We start from the raw sequence: 19,514 nt of genomic DNA, 5'->3' as shown, positions 1-19,514 counted from the left end.
GGGCGCGATGACCAAGGCACGCAAAGACCACCCGTACACACCCCCGCTCACCAGAACACGCTTGAGTGCACTTCAACGGCAGCAGCTCCAAACCCTCAGGATCGGTGACCCAGCCGAATCGACCAACACCCTCCATGTCCTGCGTTTCTTTGGCCACGTCCGCTCCCTTGGCGCGCAATTGCGCGAGCATCGCATCCAGGTCGCGGACCCGGAAGTTGAGCATGTTTTGCTGGGCGCGGGACCCGAAGTAGTCGGTCTCGGACTCGAACGTCGCGAACACCGTCAGCCCGGCTCCCTGACGCCACAGGCCGTTCTCATCGGCGTCCAGGCCCAGGCAATCGCGATACCACGCGCTCAGGGCCGCCGGGTCGGCGGCCCGCATGAAATATCCACCGATTCCAAGCACACGTTCCACGCCGCTATCTTGCCAGGACGGCGATCGGGCGGGCTGGCACCACACCATCGCCCGCTTCACCCCCCGTCTCAATCGCGGGGGAACTCGTAAGGGCCGCGGCGGCTGAGGAAGCCCGCGGCGTTCCCCACCGTCCCCGAGGCTCAGGCCGGTGACCCGCGCAGCCGGCACGCCGGTAGCCAGCACGAACGTCCGCCCCTGATTCGTGTCCTCCTCGACAGCGACGCCTCCGACCGGCGTGCCGCGAGGAAACGGCGGGAACCGCCGGGCGGCAGAGGCCGCCGGCCACCGGCGACGGGGCGTCATCCGGGGGCGGACGGCGACGGCTTGCGCAGACGCAGCCGCGTGAGCAGCCCCCTGGACAGACGCCTGGTCGGCGCCCTGTGCCTGCCGCCGCCCTCGTCCCGGCCCGGTGGAACGGGGAGGCGCCAGTCGCTGACCTGGCGGGGCACCGGTACGGCCGGTGCTCCGTCACCCCCGCCTGCAGCAGGGGCCGTACTCGCGCCTGGACCGGCGCCGTGACCGGTGCCTGGGCGTGGGCCTGGACGGGTGTCCGTACAGCCGGTGTCGATGCAGATGTCCGAGCCGGGCCGGCCCAGTGATGCATCATCGTCCGGCGAGCCGGGATACGGCAGTCGCAGCCGCTCACCGTCCGGGCGCGGGGCCGGGCCCGAGGCGCGGGCCTCGTCCAGCGAGAGGGCCAGGCTCATCCGGTGCCACAGGATCTCGTCCGGGTCCTCCGCCAGCAGCAGGCGGTCCGTGGCGTCGCGGACCGCCAGCGACTCCGTGCGCCCATAGGGCGGTTCGGGCCGCAGGCGCTCCATATGCGCTCGCTCGTACGGGTCGTCGACGACCTCTGCCACCTGAACCGGGTCGAGGAGCGACGCGATCGCCGCCGTACGCTCCCAGGGGTCGCCGGACTGGCGCAGCAGGATGCCGAGGCGCCTGCCGCGCCAGTTGCGGGCGCGCCAGTCCTCACCGTCGTCGAGCCTGGCGCGCAGTGCCGCCGGGAACTTTCCGTCGAGCAGATCCGGGTTCCTCGCCGCGAACTCCTCCAGTTCCGGAACCAGATAGAGCCAGACGACAGCGCGGTAGCGGTTCAGATAGAACCTGACGGGCGTGACGTGGCCAGAGCGGGCCAGCCGGGTGAAGCGGCTGGGAGTGGTGGAGATGAGCTCGGCCGCCTCGGCCGTGCCGACGGTGCGGACGCGCTCGCGCAGCTCGTCGGGAAAGCCGTCGGCCGCGCGCAGCCGGTCGATCTCCTCCCGGGACACACGGCCCTTCCCCGGGGGCTTCCCCTTTGCCACGCGGATGTAGCCAAGCTGCACGGCGAGGTCGAACTCGCCGCGCTTCAGCTCCAACGCCGTCGCGGCCCGCCCGAAGGCCACGGTTTCGGGCATGCCGGTGCTCGTGTCGGTCATGTCGGTCTCCCCCGTACGTGACGAATACTCTCAGTGACGAATGTAACCCGCCCGAACGACTCCCCGCCGGGCCTGTGGATAACCCGGATCACGACGGAAGTGGGGCACTCAAAAATCGGAGAGTGTCACGCGGCCCGGCTGGCGTGCGGCCACCGCGAGATGTTCGCCCACGCGGTTCACCATGAGGGTCATCTCGTAGGCGACCTGGCCGACATCGGCCTCGGCCGCGCTGAGGACGCACAGGCAGCTGCCCTCGCCCGCCGCCGTGACGAAGAGCATCGCGTCGTCGAATTCGACCATCGTCTGACGGGCCTTGCCCGCCCTGAAGTGGCGGCCCGAGCCCCTGGCGAGACTGTGCAGGCCGGAGGAGACGGCGGCGAGATGCTCGGCGTCCTCCCGTGCGAGGCCCGTGCTGGCGCCCGTGACCAGGCCGTCGTTGGAGAGCACGAGTGCGTGCCGTATGTACTCGACCCTCTTGGTCAGGTCGTCCAGGAGCCAGTCGAGTCCCTTGTCCAACGCCATTCTGCGTTCCTCCCCGTTCATGTGTTCCCCGTTTGTACCCCGTTGCGCCGTGCTGCGCGCAAGCCTTCCTCACTGTCCCCGTCCCGGCAAGGAGTCCTTACGGGCGCACGGCAGCAAGTGCCGCACGGTGACCGCGGAGAGTCGGCTTTCCGTGCGGCCGGCGGCATCCGAGGATGGGTTCATGTCGAAGCAGATGACGCAGGAGGAATGGCGGGCGTTCGTCTCCGAGGGGACGCGCACCGGGAAACTGTCGACTGTGCGCGAGGACGGTAGTCCGCACGTGGCACCGGTCTGGTTCGTGCTGGACGGTGACGATGTCGTTCTCAATACCGGGAAACAGACGGTGAAGGGCCGGAACCTGGCTCGGGACGGGCGTGCGGCGCTGTGTGTGGACGACGACCGGCCGCCGTTCTCGTTCGTGCTGATTCGTGGCCGGGCGGAACTCAGCGAGGATCCCGGGGAGTTGCGTCATTGGGCAACCCGGATCGCCGCGCGGTACATGGGTGAGGAGCGTGCGGAGGAGTTCGGTGCCCGCAACGGCGTGCCGGGCGAGCTGGTGGTGCGGGTGCGCATCGAGCACGTACGGGGCGAGGCCGGGCTCACCGACTGACCGGCGCCTGGTCAGCCGACCGAGTTGAGCAGCCGGGCGGTGTGCATGCGCCCGGCGTACTCGACGAGGCGGATCAACACCTCCTTGCCCGAGTCGCGGTCGCGTGCGTCGCACAGCACGACGGGGGTACCCCGGTCGAGGTCGAGGGCGCGGGAGACTTCGTGTGCGCCGTATGTGCGCGCTCCTGGGAAGCAGTTGACGGCGACGACGAAGGGGATGCTGCGGTGCTCGAAGTAGTCGATGGCGGGGAAGCTGTCCTCGAGGCGGCGGGTGTCGGCGAGGACGACTGCTCCGAGTGCGCCCTGGGAGAGCTCGTCCCACAGGAACCAGAAGCGGTCCTGCCCGGGGGTACCGAAGAGGTACAGGGACAGCCCTGAGCGGATCGTGATCCGGCCGAAGTCCATGGCCACGGTCGTCGTGGTCTTCTGGTCGACTCCCCCGGTGTCGTCGACCCCCTGGCCGGCCTCGCTGAGCCGCTCTTCGGTGCGCAGCGGACGGATTTCGCTGACCGCCCCGACGAGGGTCGTCTTGCCGACCCCGAAGCCGCCCGCGACCAGTATTTTCAGCGCGAGAGCGGTGGATTCTCCGCCGGTGCTGCCAGAGTGCTCGGGGGCCATCGATCACTTCTCTCGTCGGGTGTGGGCCGCCAGGTAGAGCCCCAGGTCAAAGCCGCCGGAGCCGCCTTGGGAACGGCGGGCTGAGCGAGAGGCCGGCACCAGTACAACTGTTCTGTGTGGCGTTGAGCAGTATGGCAATCAGGGTCCTGGGCCGGGTGGCGAGATCGCTTTTTGCAGGATGTGACTGTTCCGGACGCAAAAGGTGTTCGGATGAAATCGCAATTCGCATGGGCGCGACTGTTCGTCCTGCCCGGAAGTGGCAGGGCGGAAGGCCACCGGGCGCTGCCGGTCACCGTGGGAGCAGCAGCGCTGCGAGCCCCCCGGCGGGTATGCCGCGACCGTCGGCAGTCTCGTCGCCGGCCGTCTCGCCGCCGGCCGGGTGTACGCGGAGGACGTCGGCGCCGTTGACCACCACCGACCGCAGCAGGGCGTCGTCGGCGCGCGCGGGCTCGGCACTGCCCGTGCCGAGGTGGAGGGTGTCGCCGCGGTGCACCGCGATCTGATCGGGTTCGGCGCCCACCCACACCTCGCGGCGGGCGTCGGGCCCTTCGAGGCGTATGAGCAGCTCGGCGATGCGGTGATCGCGGGCCGCCTCGACCAGCGCGGGGACCCCCTCGGCATTCGGCGTACCGGGGACGCGGAAGCGATCGAGCTCAGCGGCCTCGATCCGGCGCAGATGCTCCTGGCGGGCGCGTTCGACGTCCGTGTCGCGCAGTCGGGCACCGGCACCGCGGGCATGGCTGCCGTACCCCGTGCCGACCGTGAGCGGACGCAGGGGCTCCGGCAGCCGCTCGACGACGGCGCGGCGTTCGCGGTCGCTGCCGACCAGGATGATCAGATCGGCGCGGGCCTCTTCCTGGCAGAGCGCGAGGGCGGCGGAGACCTGTCCCGCATCCTCGTCCCGGATCGTGCCGTCACCGGCCTCCCTTACCCGGCCACCGCCCGCCCAGACGTCCCGCACCCGGGTGCCCTGGGCCGAGACGCCCTGTACCGAGGTGTCCGGCTCCTGCGCCTGCCCAAGGTGCCTCCCGACGCTCATCGGGAAGTGCCGCTCGGACCAGTCGGCAGTGGCACTGCCCTGCAGCGGCCAGTCCTTGCCCTCCACCTCGCCCGCCGGGCGGCTCCCCCGCGGACCGCGAATCTCGAGGTCGGCCCCCGTGCTGTCGATGTACGCGACGAGGCAGACCGGTTCCTGGACCGCGAGGTCCAGCAGCGGGGCAACGCGCGGCAGGGCGGACCAGTGGATCTCGGGAACACGTGGTGCAGCGGTGAGCGGCGGATCGAGTACGACCTCGCCGTGGGCGGCGTACACGGCCCGGCCTGCGGCTCCCACGGGTCCCGGCCACTCGGTCAGTGCGTCGTAAACCGCCCGGCCAGTGGTCTCGTCGGCTCCCTGCCGGCCCAGCTCCCGGCAGATCTCCCGGACGGCGACGTCGCGCTCGCTCTGCGTGGCCTCACTGGCACTCAGTGCGCCGACACAGACGCTCGCCCAGGGGCCGGGGCGCTCGTAGAGAGGTGACAGATGCGTGAGTCGCATGGCTGCTCCGCTCCGAAGACCCCGGTCAGCGGCCTGCGCCCGCCCCGGCGGACTCCTTGGCGAACTCGGCCGTGAAGGCCGAGCAGAAGGCCTTGAGGTCGGCCGGCTTACGGCTGGTGATCAGGGTGTTCGGACCCTCGCGGCAGACCTTCACCTCCTCGTCGACCCAGATGCCGCCCGCGTTGCGGATGTCGGTGCGCAGGCTGGGCCAGGAGGTCAGGGTCCGGCCGCGCAGCACGCCGGCCTCGACGAGGATCCAGGGCGCGTGGCAGATCGCCGCGACCGGCTTGCCCGCCTCGAAGAAGGCCCGTACGAACGCAACGGCCTTCTCGTCCATCCGCAACGCGTCCGGATTGGCAACGCCTCCGGGCAGTACGAGAGCGGCGTAGTCCGTCACGGAACCGCCCGGTACGACCAGGTCGACGGGGAAGGTGTCGCCCTTGTCGAGGTGGTGGAAGGCCTGGATCCGGCCGGGCTTCGTGGAGAGCAGCAAGGGTGTGTCGTCGGCGGCGGCGACGGCCCGCCAGGGTTCGGTCAACTCGATCTGTTCGACGCCTTTGGGCGCCATGAGGAAGGCGATGTTCATGGTGGTCGCACTCCTTTCCCCGGTTCGGGGTGCCCCCGAGCTGCGGTGCCCCGGGTGCTCAGTGTCCCGGTTCTCGGTGTCCCCGGGTTCTCGGTGCCGGTCCGGCGGGCGGCGCCGGAGCACGCCTGCGGGACGCGGCCCGACTTGGCTCGCGCGTACCCCCCATTCGTGGGCCTATGCCCCTGGCGCGGGCCTGTGCCCGCAGCGCGCGCCGGTGACCGCGCGCCGACACACGCCTATATCGATGGCGCCGTACGAAGTCTGTGACGGCACTACCACGCTACGACGCCACGGCGGCTACGACGACCAGTGCGCGGGGCGGGACAGGGCCCGCGGCAGCTTCGTCCGTGCGTCGCCCCTGGCCTGCCGGAGCTGCGGCTGGGTGAGGAAGATGCTGCCGGTGAGATCGGCGCCGCGGAGGTCCGCGTCGCGGAGGTCGGCGCCGAGGAGGTCGGCCAGCCGCAGGTCGGCACCGGTGAGGTCGGCGGCGATGAGACACGCTCCGCGCAGGTTGGCGCCGTGCAGGTCGGCACCGGCGAGGCGGGCGCCGAGGAGGTCGGCTCCGCGACGGTTCTTCCTGCGGCCCGGCTTGGCCTCGGCACGTACGAGTTCGCTGACACGGAGCAGCAGTTCGCCGACCTGCGCGCGGTGGGCGGGGACGTCGACGGCGAGGAGGGCTGCCGCGTCGCGGCCGGTGAGGGCCTCGGTCTCGTCGAGGAGGCGGCGGATGTCCGCGTGGAGGGGGTGGGCTGCCGAGAAGGTCAGCGCCTCGGTCAGGTAAGAGAGCAGTTCGTGGAGTTGCCGCATGACGGGGAAGACGTCGAACATCTCGCGCGCCGTGCCGGGGGCCTCGCGCCAGCTCCGCCCGCCGAAAGTCACCTGGGAGACCTTCTGGCCTGCGCCGAAGCAGTCGTAGACGGTGCAGCCGGAGAATCCGCGCTCCCTGAGCCCGGTATGGATGCCGCAGCGGAAGTCGTCACGGAGGTTGGTGCAGGGCTGACCTGCGGGCTTGTCGAACGCGAAGTCGGCGGAGGCGGAGAAGGGCAGGGCGACGCAGCACAGCCCGAAGCAGTTCCCGCAGTCGCCCTGCAGGCCGGACCGCTGTGCGGCGGGTGCCGCGTCGTCGTGCGTGCCGGGATCTTCGCGTGTGTCGGGCACGGGGGCGCTTCCTCATTCCTGGTCGAGCACGGGCTTCGCCGCCCAGTCTCCCAGGTCGCAGGGCCCTCGGGCGGGCGCGGGCCGGATGACGGCGCTCGACGCCCCGGGCCTGCCCCGCACCGCGGGACCACGACGCACCCGGCGGCCTCAGCCCTTCCGCTTCCCCAGCGTGTCGACGGCCGCGATCACCCGGTCCCAGAACTTCTCGCCGTCCAGCGCCACCGCCACCTGCGCGTTGACAGGCCGGTCAAGGTACTGGTGCAGATCCACGACCGTCGCCCCCCGCGTGTGCTGACCGCGCAGTTCGACGACCACGCTCGCGTCGACGCAGTGCACGATGGACGGATCGATCACGCGGGCCACCGCCACAGGGTCGTGCAGCGGTGGCGCCTCGAAGCCCCACAGCCGCCGGTAGGTGGAGGCGAAGAACGTCATCAGCTCCACACAGATACGGCCGAGCTCGGTGCCGAGCCCTTCGAGGCGGGCGAGCACGTCGGGGGTGGCGAGGGCCCGATGGGTGACGTTGAGCCCGCACATGGTCACGGGTACGCCGCTGCGGAAGACGATGTCGGCGGCCTCGGGGTCGACGTACACGTTGAACTCGGCTGCCGGTGTGCGGTTTCCGCGCTCCGTGGAGCCGCCCATGAGGACGATCTCCCGGATGTGCGCGGCTGCGTCCGGGTAGCGGGTCAAGAGCAGGGCGATGTTGGTCAGCGGGGCGGTGGGGACGAGAGTGACGGGTTCCGGATGCCCGGTCAGGATCCGGTACATGAGGTCGACGGCGTGCTCCGGGAGCGCGTCCACGGTGGGTTCGCCGAAGCGGGGGCCGTCCATGCCCGAGTCCCCGTGGACGTCGTCCGCCACGTACAACTGCTGAACGAGTGGCTGCGCGCAGCCGGCCGCGATGGGCACGTCGGTGATTCCGGCGGCGGTGCAGATCCGGCGGGCGTTCAGGGTGGTCTTCTTGACCACCTGGTTGCCGGCGACCGTCGTGATCGCGAGCAGGTCGACGGCGGGATCCCCGGCCGCGAGCAGGATCGCGACGGCGTCGTCGTGCCCGGGGTCGCAGTCGATGATGATCGGGACAGGCACGGTGCTCCTCTGCAGCGTCGGCGTCCGGTTCCGCATCAGGGGGCAGGGTGGATCGTGCGTACCCAGTCTGCCCCGATCCGGCCCGGATACGTGCCTCCCGCGCGTCGTGTGCGACGAGATGGTCGATCCCCGGTGTGCCGAGAGGGAACGTCGCTCGGCGGGTGCGGGCATGGATACCTTGACACTGCTTTCGCTGACGACCCCCGGGCTACAACTGATCGACGCTGAGGCGTGCGGCTTCGCCGACGGTGTACCGGTCGTCCTGACGGAGGCGGCGGATCCCGGCCCATCGCACACGCCCTACAGCGCCCTGAGTCCTTCGATCACCTCCCGGAGGATCCTCTCGTCGGGCAGTTGTGCAGGCGGTACGGGCCGGCTGACGGTCACGTAGCCGGCCTCGAGGAGGTCGCCGAGGAGGACGCGGACGACGCCGACGGGCAGGTCGGCGTCGGCGGCGAGTTCCGCGACGGACTGGGTCTCGGCGCGGCAGAGCGTCAGCAGGGCCCGGTGTTCGGGGCCGAGGAGGGATTCCTCGGCCCGGCCCACCGCGTCGGGGACGGCGTCGACGAGGGCGATGAGGTCGAAGCGCACGGTGCCGGGGCCCGGCTGCGTACGCCCTCCGGTCATGGCGTACGGGCGGACGAGGGGTCCCGCTTCTGCGTCGTACCAGCGGCTGCCCTGAAGTTCCGGGTCGCCGTCGCCGGCTTCGTTCATGGCGGTGGAGCCTCCCTCCGGTCAGCCGGCGGCGGGCGGCGTGGTGGACATGCGCGGCGGGGTGTGGAGGTGTTCGCCGACGCGCTTGACGAGGCGGGCCATCTCGTACGCGATCAGGCCGATGTCGGCCGTCACGGCGCTGAGGACGGCCAGGCAGGAGCCGTCTCCCGCGGCGGCCACGAAGAGGAATCCCTCGTCCATCTCGACCATCGTCTGGCGTACGGAACCTGCGTGGAAGTGGCGGCCCGCGCCCTTGGCGAGGCTGTGGAAGCCGGAGGCGACGGCGGCGAGGTGTTCGGCGTCCTCGCGGGTCAGGCCGTTGGAGGCGCCGACGGCCAGGCCGTCGTTGGAGAGGACGACGGCGTGCCGGACCTCGGTCACGCGCAGCACCAGGTCGTCGAGCAGCCAGTCGAGTTCTCCGGAGCGCTGGTAAGGGGTGATCCTCTCGTGGTCGATCATGCGTCGTCTCCTTCGCTGGGGTGGGCGCTGCCGGGGGCATGGCCGTGAGCGTTGCTGTGGGTGGGTCGGCCGGGGGCGGCGCCGCCTCCGCGGGCCCAGCCCGCGCGGTAGGCGGCCATGCGGTCCCTGGCCTGTTCCGGGGTGCGTTCCGGAGTGGTGCCGGCGGTGCGGTCGGCCGCCTCCGGTGCTTCGGGCTTGGGTGCTTCGCGCAGTTGGGGGACGAGACTGGCCTGCCGGACGCGGCGTGGGAGACCGCCCGCGTCGTCGTGGGGGTGGGACTCGGGCCCGTAGTGCGGGTGGGACTGCGACTGCTGGTGGGATTCCGGCTGCGGGGCGGACTGGGGGCGGCCACGCAGCCGGAGCGCGATGACGCCGGGCGGCGGGGGCGGTGCGTCGTCGGGTTGCGCTTCGATGAGGCGCCGGCCTGCCATGGCGCCGGCCGGCCGTGGCGCGGGCTGATCGCCGCGCGCTGAGGAGTGGGCGTCCGACGAGGACGTTCCGCCCATGGGGCGTGCCGCTGCCGACGCGCCGGCACCCGCTCCGGCCCCTGCTCCCGCTCCGGTTCCGGCCGGGAGCGCGCTCTGGAGCAGCGGCGTCGGGATCAGCACGACGGCGGTGGTTCCCCCGTAAGGCGAGGTCCGCAGCCGCACCTTGATGGCGTGGCGGGCGGAGAGCCTGCTGACGACGAAGAGTCCGAGCCGGTCGCTGTCGAAGAGGTCGAGCGCCTCGGACTGCTCGATGCGCCGGTTGGCTTCGGCCAGGGCCTCCTTGCCCATGCCGAGGCCGCGGTCCTCGATCTCGAGCGCGTAGCCGTTGCCGACGGGTTCGCCGCTGACGCGGACCTTGGTGTGGGGCGGCGAGAACTGGGCCGCGTTCTCCACGAGTTCGGCCAGGAGGTGGGTGAGGTCGGCGACGGCGGCGCCGACGACGGCGCTCTCCGGGAGCTGCCGGACCTCGACGCGTGCGTAGTCCTCGATTTCGGAGACGGCGGCGCGCACGACGTTGGTGAGCGGTACGGGCATGCGCCAGGCACGGCCGGGCGCTGCGCCGGAGAGGATGATCAGGCTCTCGGCGTGGCGTCGCATGCGGGTGGTGAGGTGGTCGAGGCGGAAGAGGTCGCCGAGCTCGCTCGGGTCCTCGGCGCGGCGTTCCATGCTGTCGAGCAGATTGAGCTGCCGGTGGACGAGGACCTGGCTGCGGCGGGCGAGGTTGACGAAGACGCCGGAGATGCCGCGGCTGAGCTCCGCGCGTTCGACCGCGGCGCTGAGGGCGGCCCGGTGGACGGTGGAGAGGGATTCGCCGACCTCGGCGATCTCGTCCTGCGGGGCCGGTCCGGGCGGGGCTTCGGCCTGTACGTCGATCTCCTCGCCGGAGCGGAGGCGCCGCATGGCGTGGGGCAGTTTGTGCCGGGCGATCTCCAGGGCCGTGTTGCGGAGGCTGACGAGTTCGACGACGAGGGCCCGTCCGATGCGTACGGAGATGACGAGCGAGGCGGCGACAGCGGCGAGCCCGAGGAGGACGGCGCCGCCGCCGACGGTGAGGAGGCCCTGGGCGAAGGGGTCGGCGCGATCGGCGGCGCTCTGCCGTGCACCGGTCTCGATGTCGTGCATCGCCGTGCGTACGGTGCTGTGCGCGGCCTCCCAGGTGGTGGCCGGTACGGCCTCGGCGGCGCGGCGGCCGGCCGGGGCGGTGAGGGTCTTGTCCTCGGCGGACTGCAGTGCCTGGTAGCCGCTTTGGGAGGTGAGTGCGCGCCAGGCGGCCCGCTCGGGGGTTCGCAGGTCGGCGACCGCGGATTCGGTGAGGGCGCGACGGGTCTCGACGGCGCCGGTGAACAGCCGCAGGCGTTCGCTGCTGAAGGTTCTGGCCGTCTGGGCGGCGGTGAGCAGCGCGTCCTCGCGGGCGAGCATCTCGGCGGCGCGGCCGAATTCGAGGAGGACGCGTGCGTCGGAGCCGGGTGCGGTGTCCTGGATGCCGGTGAGGGCGCCGGTGACGCCGAACGCCGAGGTGATGGTGGCGGTGTACTTCTCGTACGTACGGTCCCATTCCGCCTTGCGGGCGAGGACATCGGTGCGCAGGGCGGGGAGTTCGGCGGCGGATGCGACGAATCCGCCGAGGCGCCCGGCGACGGCCTTCGGGAGGTCGCCGGCGTCGGCGACGGTGTGGGTGTCGTCGAGGGCCAGCTTCTTGAGGGCGGAGTCGGTGAGTTTGGCCTGCTGCTGGAGGTCTGCGGCGCGCTCGGGGCCGGGGATGGTCAGCTGGCGGAGGGCTGCGCGGCGTTCGGCCTGCAGGGCGGTGACGGCTTCGGCGACGGGTTCACGGACGCGGTCCTCGACGTCGCGGAGCTGGCGCAGCCGGGCGACGTCCTGCGCGGTGGTGACGGTGGCGAAGCCCCAGAGGGCGAGGAGGGAGACGACGGGCACCATCAGCAGCGACACGATCTTGGCGCGTACGGTCCGGGGGCGCAGCCGCCATCGTTCACGGGGGCGGCCCCCCTCGGACCGTGGCGCGGCGCCGTGATCCGTTCCCGGCAGGGGCGCTTCGTCCGCGGGCGGGCCGGCGTGGGCACGCCGGCCGCGTGCTGGTGGAGCGGCCCTGGTGGCCTTGGACCTGGACGGGGACGTGGGGCCGTGCGGTGATGGCGTGTCGGCGCCGGGGGTGCTGCGAGGTGTGCGCATGGCCTCCTCGTTCCGTATACGGGGCGGTGGGTGCGGCGGGGCGGCCTTATGGGGCTACGGGACGGTGGGCGCGGCCGTGGATCCGGCCGTGGGTGCGGCGGCCGGTTCGGCGGTCGGTTCGGTGATCCGCTCGGCCGAGGCGTAGGCCGCGCGTTCCCGAGCTGTCGGGGAGAGGGCCACGAAGGCGGAGGTGAGGAAGAGGTAGGACCCGAGGCCGACGGCGAGGGGGAAGATGAACTGCATGGCCGTGGCCCCGGGCAGTGACCCGCCCGAGGGCTCGACGTGCACGCCGACCGCGAACATGCCGGTGTAGTGCATGCTGCTGACCGCCGCGCCCATGACGAGGGACGCGACGGCGACCGCGACGGGTGACTTGATGTTGAGTGCCGCCCAGAGGGCCGCGGTGGCGGCGACCACGGCGATGACGACGGAGAGCGCGACCAGCAGCGGGTCGTAGCGCACCTCGCCGTGGAGACGCAGGGCTGCCATGCCGAGGTAGTGCATGCTGGCGACGCCGAGCCCGGTGGTGAGGCCGCCGAGCAGCAGGGCGCGGACGCGGTCGCGGCTGTAGCCGACGGCGAAGACCCCGGCGCCGACGACGAGCATCGCGACGATCAGGCTGAGGATGGTCAGCGGCACGTTGTAGCGGATGTCGGTGCCGGTGACGCCGAAGCCGAGCATGGCGACGAAGTGCATCGTCCAGATGCCGGTTCCGATGGCGGATGCGGCCGTGATGAGCCAGTTGCGGCGGGAACTCCCGGTCGCTTCGAGCGCGCGTACGGTGCAGCGGAGGCCGAGGGCGGCGCCGATGCAGGCCATCGCGTACGACAGCACGGGGGTCAGCCAGCCGAAGGTGGCGTGGTCCAGGTGTCCCATGGCTCAGGGACGCTAGTCCTGCCGGGGGCGCGCGGCAGGGGCGCATTTCGAAACCTGATGGAATATGACAGAGAGACGTTCCAGAACGATCGTGCCGCGCTCGAACATGTGCATCGAACGTCTGAGTGAGCGACGCGTACTGCAGAGGTGGGGAATTGACGGTGGGTCGGCCGGGCGTCTGCGGAATCATGTCCGCATGACCGTCAACCAGACACTCGTGCAGGAGTTCTTCGGCGCCCGCGCCGCCAATTGGGACGCGCGCTTCCCGGACGACGGCCCCGCCTACGCCGCCGGCGTCGCGGCCCTCGGCGTGCGCGCCGGTGACGCCGTGCTCGACGCGGGCTGCGGCACCGGGCGTGCGCTGCCCGCACTGCGGGATGCCGTGGGACCCGGCGGCACGGTCATCGGGGCCGACCTGACGCCGGAGATGCTGGACGCCGCGGTTCGTGCCGGGCGGGACCGGGAAGGGCGGCTGCTGCTCGCCGATGTGGCCCGGCTGCCGTTGCGTTCGGAGTCGCTCGATGCGGTGTTCGCCGCCGGTCTCGTCGCACATCTGCCGGAACCGGAAGCAAATCTGAGCGAGTTGGCACGCGTGGTACGCCCGGGCGGGCGGCTCGCGCTCTTCCACCCGATAGGGCGGGCCGCACTCGCCGCGCGCCAGGGCCGGCAGATCACCGACGACGATCTCCGTGCCGAGCACAATCTCCGCCCGCTGCTGGACGGTTCGGGCTGGCGGATGGTGTCGTACGCCGACGAGGACGCGCGGTTCCTGGCACTGGCGGTACGTCCGGGCTGAAGCACGCTTGGTGGGACTATCCCCGCAGTGACGGGGAGCAGCGTACGAACGCCTCGGGGGCGTCGAACATCATGGGACCATCCCCATGGCGAGGGGAGCACAGATCCACCGCGTACTACAAGAACCTCGGGTCGGAATCATCTCCGTAGGCAGTTGCCCATCCCGATGACGACCGTTGCATAGTCGGGACCATCCTCGCGGGCACGGGCCAACCAGTGAGGATCTTAGACAAACCGTCGGTCCCGGCATCAACCCCGCCGAGCGCGGGGAGCAGATCGGCCGCGGCGGAACCGTACTCCTGGTCACGAGACCATCCCCGCGGGGCGCCGGAGGGGGGCAGTCACCGGCCTTGCGCCCGGTGGCCAGGCGGATGGGACCATCCCCGCCGGCGCGGGGATGGTCCCTCGGCGACACCGCCGATCGCCGGGAAGGACGGCCGAAGGCCTCGTCTACGCAAAGTGCCGTTCATCGCGGCCTGACCCAAATGCTCGCGGTCCTGTTCTGACGAGGCACGGCGAACGCCGCGAGCTTCTTCCATGAGGGCGACCGGCCACTGCGGGCGGAGGAGCTCGACGACCCGTACCGGCGGGGTGCCCTCACGATTGCCAGGCGAGCGCGGCGTGGTTGCCAGCCATGTTGGGGGAAGACTTGTCGCACCGGCGGGGTACGCCGAACGGGTGAACATACAGGGATGGTGGCCAGGGTGTTCGACAGGGTGATCGCGACAATCCGCAAGCTCTTCGTGTCCGGGCGGGGTGGTGAGCGGATCGCGGCTCCCACCCCTGCCCCGCGGGCGCGGCAGCACAACATATTCGAGGCCGCCGCGACGTACGTGTCCGCGTGTGCGGAGGACGATCAGCAGAGGCTCGACGAGGCGGCGAGCTGGGTGTCGCCCGAGGCGCTGTCCTTCGGGGTGAACGAGCTGGCCTGCCGGGCGGTCATCGCCCTCGCGCGCGAGCGCGACGAGTCCCCGCAGTCCGTGGCGCGCAGCCTCCTGGGGCTGCCCGTGGCATGACATGGCGCGGCCCGTGACCCGACACCGAGCGGGTGCGCAGACGTCGGCACAACGGGTGCCCGGGCGGGTGCGCGGACCCCGGCGCTGACGGGTGCGCGGCTGCGTGAGCCGGCGGGCGCGTGGCCGGGCGCGAGGTCGGGCGCGTGGCCGGGCGCGAGGTCGGGCGCGAGGTCGGGCGTACGGGCGGCATGGGCGCGTGGATCACATTCCCTGCCGCAGGCTCTCGACGTCGGCGTTACCCACTGGTTAGGGTGCGCCGACGAACGATCGGATGGGGAGGTGCTGTGGCCGGGACGGACGAGGTCGCCGACGACGACACGCTCTATGTGCTGACCGCCTTGCTGCTGACACCTGCGCAGTTCCCGAGCGTGCTCGGCGACGACTTCCCGGCGGCGTGTGCCTCACTGGGGCTCGAGCCGTACGCCGAGGGGTACGGCCTCGTCCTCGGCCAGGACAGCGCCGGCGCCCGCTGGACGGTCGTGGTCGACGACGTCTCACTCGTCGCGGTCGCGATCGCGTCATGGGACTGCGGGATGGAGTACGACTTGTCGCCCAGCGACCGGACCGTGGTCGCGGCACTCCCCGGCTGGCCACTGGAGGTCGCGACCGTCGCTCCGGGTGTGCCCGCGCCCCATGATCCGGAGGACGAGGGCGGCGACGGACCACATCTCGCCCCGCCCGACACGGACACATGGGGTCCCGCCCAGCGGCGGTTGGGCGCGGACGAGATCGCCCTGCAGTGGACGGTCTGGCGCGAGCAGGTGGGCGACCAGGTGACGTTCGTCCAGCCCGGCGAGCAGACGGCCGACGACGAGGAGCCGGCCAAGCCGCACGAGGGGGTGCAGCGGGTGCTCAAGGAGCTGCACGGTTACGTGGACGAGGCGCCGCCGACCGGGCGGGTTCGGTCCAGCTTCGCTCCGGACGGGGCGCGGATGCTGCGCGCGGACGGGCCGGGCTGGTCGCTGGTGGCCAGGACCGACGACATCGCCTTCGTGCTGCTCGACGACGAACCGGGTGAGGTGCTGCCGGTGGGGCGCGGGCCCGAACTGCCAGGTCTGCTGGAGGCCTTGGACAAGATGGCCGTACGCCCCTCCTGAGCACATGGACGGCCGGGGCAAGGTGTGGTCCGGGCCCATGGCCGTAGGAACTGGGGCCCAGCACGATGTGGCGGCGCACCCACCTGTTCGTCGTCCATCCGGAGGCCTGCCGCCATGCGTCTGTTCCGCCTGTCCCGTCTGCTCCATGCGCCGCGGAGGACTCCGCTCCTCGCCGCGCTGGTGCTCGCGCTCACCACGACGTCCCTCGCAAGCGCCCGCCCGGCGGAGGCGGAAGGGGAGGCGGCGCCGGCACGCGGCCACTGCGCCCGTCAGGACCAGCTCCGGGTGGCCGGAGCGGACCATCAGCAGTCGGCCTGTCTCGGCGATCTGACGACGGCCGCGCTGGCCGGTACCGCGTACACCAACATGGCCGACCAGGCCGGCCTGGCGGCTTCGGGCACCCGGAATCCGTCCGGGGTGCCTGGCATCCAGATCGACGGCTACTTCCCGGACGACTCCCGCTTCAACGCCACGCACGGCTGGCGGCACGACGCCCAGTTCGTGATCCGGCTCCCCGACCGGTGGAACGGCGGGCTGGTCGTCACGGGTGCCCCGGGTACTCGGCGGCAGTACGCGACGGACGCCCTCATCTCCGACCACGTCCTGGCGCAGGGGTATGCGTACGCAGCCACCGACAAGGGCAACACGGGACCCGACTTCTTCACGGACGGCCGGCGGCCCGGTGACGCCGTCATGGAGTGGAACCGCCGCGTCACGGAGCTGACGCGGGCCGCGAAGCGCGTGGTGCGGCAGCGCTACGGGCACGGGCCTGCGAGGACGTACATGACGGGCATCTCCAACGGCGGCTATCTGACGCGCTGGCAGCTGGAGAACCACCCGGAGTTGTTCGACGGAGGCGTCGACTGGGAGGGCGTCCTGTGGACCTCGAACGGGCCGAACCTGCTGACGAGCCTGCCCGTCACCGTGGCCAGGACCCTCGGCCGGGCCGGTGAGGACGATCTCCTCGCGGCCGGTTTCGCCCCCGGCTCGCAGTTCCTGTGGCCGTACCACGAGAAGGCCTACTGGGGGCTGACCCAGAAGATCTTCCGGGCCGAGTTCGACCCGTCGTACGACCCGGGCTGCCCGGGCGCGTCGGCGGGCTCGACGCCGGAACAGATCTTCGCGGCCTGCGCCTCGGACGCGGAGTACGACCTCGCGTCACGCCCCTCGTCCGTGCGACGGGCACTGGCGAAGGTGGCGCTGACGGGCCGGATCGGGAAGCCTCTGATCACGCTGCACGGGGATCTGGACACGCTGCTGCCGATCCGTCAGGACTCCGACGTGTACGCCCGGATGATCGACGACCGCGGCCGCTCGACGCTGCACCGCTACTACACGGTGGAGGACGGCACGCACACCGACGGCCTGTACGACACGTACCCGGACCGGCTGCGCCCGATCCTGCCCTGTCACCGTTCGGCGTTCGCGGCGCTGACCGCGTGGGTGGAGGACGGGGTCGCACCGCCATCGGACCGGGTGATCGGCAGGCCCGAGGGCGGTGACGTGGTCAACTCCTGCCCGCTGGGCTGAGGCGCGGCCTCAGGGTCCTGGGCCGCGGCCTCAGGAAGCCCTTCCCGGACCGCGGCCTCAGCTCTCCCGCGACCGAGGCCTGTGACGCGCGTTCAGCGGTCGCGGCCTCAGGGAGGCGCTCCGGGGCCGTGGCCTCAGACGCGCTCCAGGGGCCGGTGCGGCCCGTCCGGCAGCTCGACCGTGATCGTGTCGCCGGGCCGCACCACGCCGCCCGCCCTGACGATCGACATGATCCCGGCCTTGCGCACGATGGCGCCCTCGTCATCGCGGCCGACGACCTGCTTGAGGAGCCCGTCCTGGAAGTGGTCGATCTGCAGGCACGGGTTGCGCAGTCCGGTCACCTCGACGACGGCCTCGGCGCCGAGGCGGAGCACCGTGCCGGTCGGGAGGCCGAGCAGATCGATGCCGCTCGTCGTGACGTTCTCGCCGAGCTCACCCGGGCGGACCTCGAAGCCCGCTTCCCGTACCTCGTCGAAGAGCTCCTCATGGATGAGGTGGACCTGGCGCAGATTGGGCTGGGTCGGGTCCTGGGCGACGCGGGAGCGGTGCTTGACGGTCACGCCGGCGTGGACGTCGCCCTCGACACCGAGCCCGGCGAGGAGGGTGATGCTCTCCCTGTTCGGTTTCGTGAACGAGTACTCGCCGTTGCTGCTGACCGTGGTGACGCGTCCGCCGATGCTCATCGCGCGGGGCTCCCCTCTCCCGTGCCGGTGACCTCTCCCGATGATCTTACCTCCGGCACGGGCGGCGATGACCTTGGCTGGTCAGCGGCCGATCTGCTTGCGGTTGATCCGGCGGAGCCGGCGGCGCTGCGAGGGGTCGAGCGCGAAGTAGGCCACGGCGGGCACTCCGACGATCACCAGCAGCGACATCCAGAATCCGATCAGTGGCCAGAGGAGCAGGCCCACGGCCACTCCCCCGATGGCGATCTTCGCACCTGTCGACATCTTTGACGCCCTCCTTCGCGGCCTCCGGCCGCGACTCCTGTTGTGAGAACGCGCCCGCGTGGCCGCCGGTTCCCTGCCCGTCGATCCCTTACGCGGCGGTTTCCGTCGTGCGTCGGGACGAGCCGGTCGAGTCGTCCTGCCCCTGCGCCTCCCCGCGCAGCTCACCGCCCACCTCACGCATGTGGCCGAGGGCCTGACGGTACGAGTCGATCAGCCCGGTCTCCGTGTAGGGCACGCCGAGCCGGCGGCAGTGGGCCCGGACCAGCGGCTGGGCGAGCCGCAGGTGGGGGCGGGGCATGCTCGGGAAGAGATGGTGCTCGATCTGGTAGTTGAGGCCGCCGAGGAACCAGTCGGTGAGCGCGCCGCCCCGTATGGTGCGGGAGGTCAGGACCTGTCGCTGGAGATGGCCCCAGCGCTCGCCGCTCGCGGGGTCGGGCATTTCCATGCCCTTGTGGTTCGGTGCGAACGCCACGCCGAGGTGGAGCCCGAGGAGCATCTGGTGCAGCAGGGCGAAGGCGAGGGCCTGAAGCGGTGTGAGGAGGGTCAGCAGCAGGGTGAGGTACCCGGCGACGTGGGCGATGAGCAGTCCGCCCTCGGCCAACCGCCCGCCGGCCGGGGCCCTGCGTCCCTGTCCCTGCGGCCGTGAGAAGACGTGCTGGAAGCCGTAGACCTTGAGGGCGATGCCTTCGAGGGTGGTCAGCGGGAACAAGAGCCAGGCCTGGTGCCGGGTGAGCCAGCCGCGCAGTCCGGTGCGGCCCGTGGCGTGGTCCTTGCTGAAGACCAGGACGTCCGGGGCGACATCGGGGTCCTTGTCGACATGGTTGGGGTTGGCATGGTGGCGGTTGTGCTTGTCGTTCCACCAGTCCTGGCTCATGCCCAGCAGCAGGTTCCCGTGGAAGAGCTGGATGATCCGGCCGGCCCGGCGGTCGGAGGTGATCTGTGCGTGGCCGGCGTCATGGGCGATGAACGCCGTGCGCGCGGACAGCACGGCCAAGGGCACCGCGAGCGGGAGCACCCACCAGGACGGGCCGATGAACACGATGCCGGTGACGACGGCGGCCAGAGCGAGGAGATTGACGGTGATGACGCGTGCGTACCACCCGGTGCGGCGTTCCAGGAGGCCCTGTTCCCTGGCCGTCCGCAGGAGCGGCGCGAAGTCGCTGCCTCCGGCCGCGTCTCGGGACGGGCCGCCGAACCGGCCTCCCGAGCGGCTTCCGGTCGGGGCCGAACGCCCGCCCGGCGGCGGGGCCGGCTCGCCGACGGGGGCGATGGCGGGAGCAGTGGCACTGGCCTGGGACATGACGGTCTCCGGTCTCTCGGCCGTCGCGCCGGCCGGCGCGCTCGACCCCTGAACTGCTCTGACGCGTAAATACCAGCAGGTCAGGTTGGGTGTGGGCAGGGCTAGGTGCCCGGTGGCCGTTGAGGGCCGCCGGGTGTCCGGGTCTGCCGG

Annotated in this window: 19 protein-coding genes and 2 pseudogenes; 6 read left to right on the top strand and 15 right to left on the bottom strand. The window is 71.6% G+C overall.

What is annotated here, in order from left to right; translation table 11 throughout:
- Positions 1-91 precede the first annotated feature (91 nt).
- From ACFV9O_RS36150 to ACFV9O_RS36140, 3 genes and pseudogenes are all read right to left on the bottom strand, one after another.
- Positions 92-415, bottom strand: a pseudogene (locus ACFV9O_RS36150) (VOC family protein); the annotation flags it as partial.
- Positions 416-714: 299 nt separating this feature from the next.
- On the bottom strand, positions 715-1,833 hold the full coding sequence (locus ACFV9O_RS36145) for a DUF6397 family protein (RefSeq protein ID WP_385426079.1): 1,119 nt from the start codon (positions 1,831-1,833) through the stop codon (positions 715-717).
- Positions 1,834-1,941: 108 nt separating this feature from the next.
- Entirely contained in the window at positions 1,942-2,355 is a 414-nt protein-coding gene (locus tag ACFV9O_RS36140; protein ID WP_385426076.1) for a roadblock/LC7 domain-containing protein, read from the bottom strand.
- Between the two features lie 181 nt (positions 2,356-2,536).
- Between ACFV9O_RS36140 and ACFV9O_RS36135 the strand changes: the two genes are divergently transcribed.
- Complete coding sequence (locus ACFV9O_RS36135; protein WP_385426082.1) at positions 2,537-2,965, top strand: PPOX class F420-dependent oxidoreductase; 429 nt, start codon at positions 2,537-2,539, stop codon at positions 2,963-2,965.
- Positions 2,966-2,976: 11 nt separating this feature from the next.
- Here ACFV9O_RS36135 and ACFV9O_RS36130 read toward each other — a convergent pair whose 3' ends face one another.
- From ACFV9O_RS36130 to ACFV9O_RS36090, 9 genes are all read right to left on the bottom strand, one after another.
- Positions 2,977-3,582, bottom strand: a complete 606-nt coding sequence (locus ACFV9O_RS36130; RefSeq protein ID WP_385426073.1) for an ATP/GTP-binding protein — start codon at positions 3,580-3,582, stop codon at positions 2,977-2,979.
- 289 nt (positions 3,583-3,871) lie between these two features.
- Positions 3,872-5,119 (bottom strand): hypothetical protein, encoded by a 1,248-nt coding sequence (locus ACFV9O_RS36125; protein WP_385426070.1) that lies wholly within the window; start codon positions 5,117-5,119, stop codon positions 3,872-3,874.
- A 25-nt stretch (positions 5,120-5,144) separates the two neighbouring features.
- On the bottom strand, positions 5,145-5,705 hold the full coding sequence (locus tag ACFV9O_RS36120; protein WP_385426068.1) for a type 1 glutamine amidotransferase domain-containing protein: 561 nt from the start codon (positions 5,703-5,705) through the stop codon (positions 5,145-5,147).
- A 297-nt stretch (positions 5,706-6,002) separates the two neighbouring features.
- Complete coding sequence (locus tag ACFV9O_RS36115; protein ID WP_385426065.1) at positions 6,003-6,863, bottom strand: pentapeptide repeat-containing protein; 861 nt, start codon at positions 6,861-6,863, stop codon at positions 6,003-6,005.
- Between the two features lie 147 nt (positions 6,864-7,010).
- A complete protein-coding gene (locus tag ACFV9O_RS36110) occupies positions 7,011-7,955 on the bottom strand; it encodes a nucleoside hydrolase (RefSeq protein ID WP_385426062.1) in 945 nt (314 codons plus the stop codon).
- Positions 7,956-8,255: 300 nt separating this feature from the next.
- Complete coding sequence (locus tag ACFV9O_RS36105) at positions 8,256-8,669, bottom strand: DUF742 domain-containing protein (protein WP_385426060.1); 414 nt, start codon at positions 8,667-8,669, stop codon at positions 8,256-8,258.
- Between the two features lie 21 nt (positions 8,670-8,690).
- The gene (locus tag ACFV9O_RS36100; protein ID WP_385426057.1) at positions 8,691-9,128 is read right to left on the bottom strand and encodes a roadblock/LC7 domain-containing protein; all 438 of its coding nucleotides are present in this window, start codon (positions 9,126-9,128) and stop codon (positions 8,691-8,693) included.
- Entirely contained in the window at positions 9,125-11,803 is a 2,679-nt protein-coding gene (locus tag ACFV9O_RS36095; RefSeq protein ID WP_385426054.1) for a nitrate- and nitrite sensing domain-containing protein, read from the bottom strand. The genes ACFV9O_RS36100 and ACFV9O_RS36095 overlap by 4 nt, the downstream gene beginning before the upstream one ends.
- 54 nt (positions 11,804-11,857) lie before the next feature.
- On the bottom strand, positions 11,858-12,679 hold the full coding sequence (locus ACFV9O_RS36090) for an MHYT domain-containing protein (protein WP_385426052.1): 822 nt from the start codon (positions 12,677-12,679) through the stop codon (positions 11,858-11,860).
- Between the two features lie 196 nt (positions 12,680-12,875).
- On the opposite strand from ACFV9O_RS36090, the gene ACFV9O_RS36085 reads away from it, so the two are divergent.
- The 5 genes and pseudogenes from ACFV9O_RS36085 (at position 12,876) to ACFV9O_RS36065 (ending at position 17,117) form a co-directional block, all read left to right on the top strand.
- Positions 12,876-13,475, top strand: a complete 600-nt coding sequence (locus ACFV9O_RS36085) for a class I SAM-dependent methyltransferase (protein WP_385426049.1) — start codon at positions 12,876-12,878, stop codon at positions 13,473-13,475.
- Positions 13,476-13,998: 523 nt separating this feature from the next.
- A pseudogene (locus tag ACFV9O_RS36080) lies at positions 13,999-14,097 on the top strand (PadR family transcriptional regulator); the annotation flags it as partial.
- A 69-nt stretch (positions 14,098-14,166) separates the two neighbouring features.
- Positions 14,167-14,490, top strand: a complete 324-nt coding sequence (locus ACFV9O_RS36075) for a hypothetical protein (protein WP_385426046.1) — start codon at positions 14,167-14,169, stop codon at positions 14,488-14,490.
- Positions 14,491-14,774: 284 nt separating this feature from the next.
- Positions 14,775-15,587 (top strand): hypothetical protein, encoded by an 813-nt coding sequence (locus ACFV9O_RS36070; protein ID WP_385426043.1) that lies wholly within the window; start codon positions 14,775-14,777, stop codon positions 15,585-15,587.
- Between the two features lie 114 nt (positions 15,588-15,701).
- Positions 15,702-17,117 (top strand): tannase/feruloyl esterase family alpha/beta hydrolase, encoded by a 1,416-nt coding sequence (locus ACFV9O_RS36065; protein WP_385426041.1) that lies wholly within the window; start codon positions 15,702-15,704, stop codon positions 17,115-17,117.
- Between the two features lie 134 nt (positions 17,118-17,251).
- On the opposite strand, the gene ACFV9O_RS36060 is transcribed toward ACFV9O_RS36065, so the two are convergent.
- The 3 genes from ACFV9O_RS36060 to ACFV9O_RS36050 form a co-directional block, all read right to left on the bottom strand.
- Positions 17,252-17,800 (bottom strand): MOSC domain-containing protein, encoded by a 549-nt coding sequence (locus ACFV9O_RS36060; protein WP_385426038.1) that lies wholly within the window; start codon positions 17,798-17,800, stop codon positions 17,252-17,254.
- Positions 17,801-17,881: 81 nt separating this feature from the next.
- On the bottom strand, positions 17,882-18,064 hold the full coding sequence (locus ACFV9O_RS36055; RefSeq protein WP_385426036.1) for a hypothetical protein: 183 nt from the start codon (positions 18,062-18,064) through the stop codon (positions 17,882-17,884).
- A gap of 88 nt (positions 18,065-18,152) precedes the next feature.
- On the bottom strand, positions 18,153-19,364 hold the full coding sequence (locus ACFV9O_RS36050; protein WP_385426033.1) for an acyl-CoA desaturase: 1,212 nt from the start codon (positions 19,362-19,364) through the stop codon (positions 18,153-18,155).
- Positions 19,365-19,514 lie beyond the last annotated feature (150 nt).

The organism is Streptomyces sp. NPDC059909, assembly GCF_042730885.1.
GTDB lineage: Bacteria > Actinomycetota > Actinomycetes > Streptomycetales > Streptomycetaceae > Streptomyces.
This window is presented reverse-complemented; position numbering and strand designations above follow the sequence as displayed.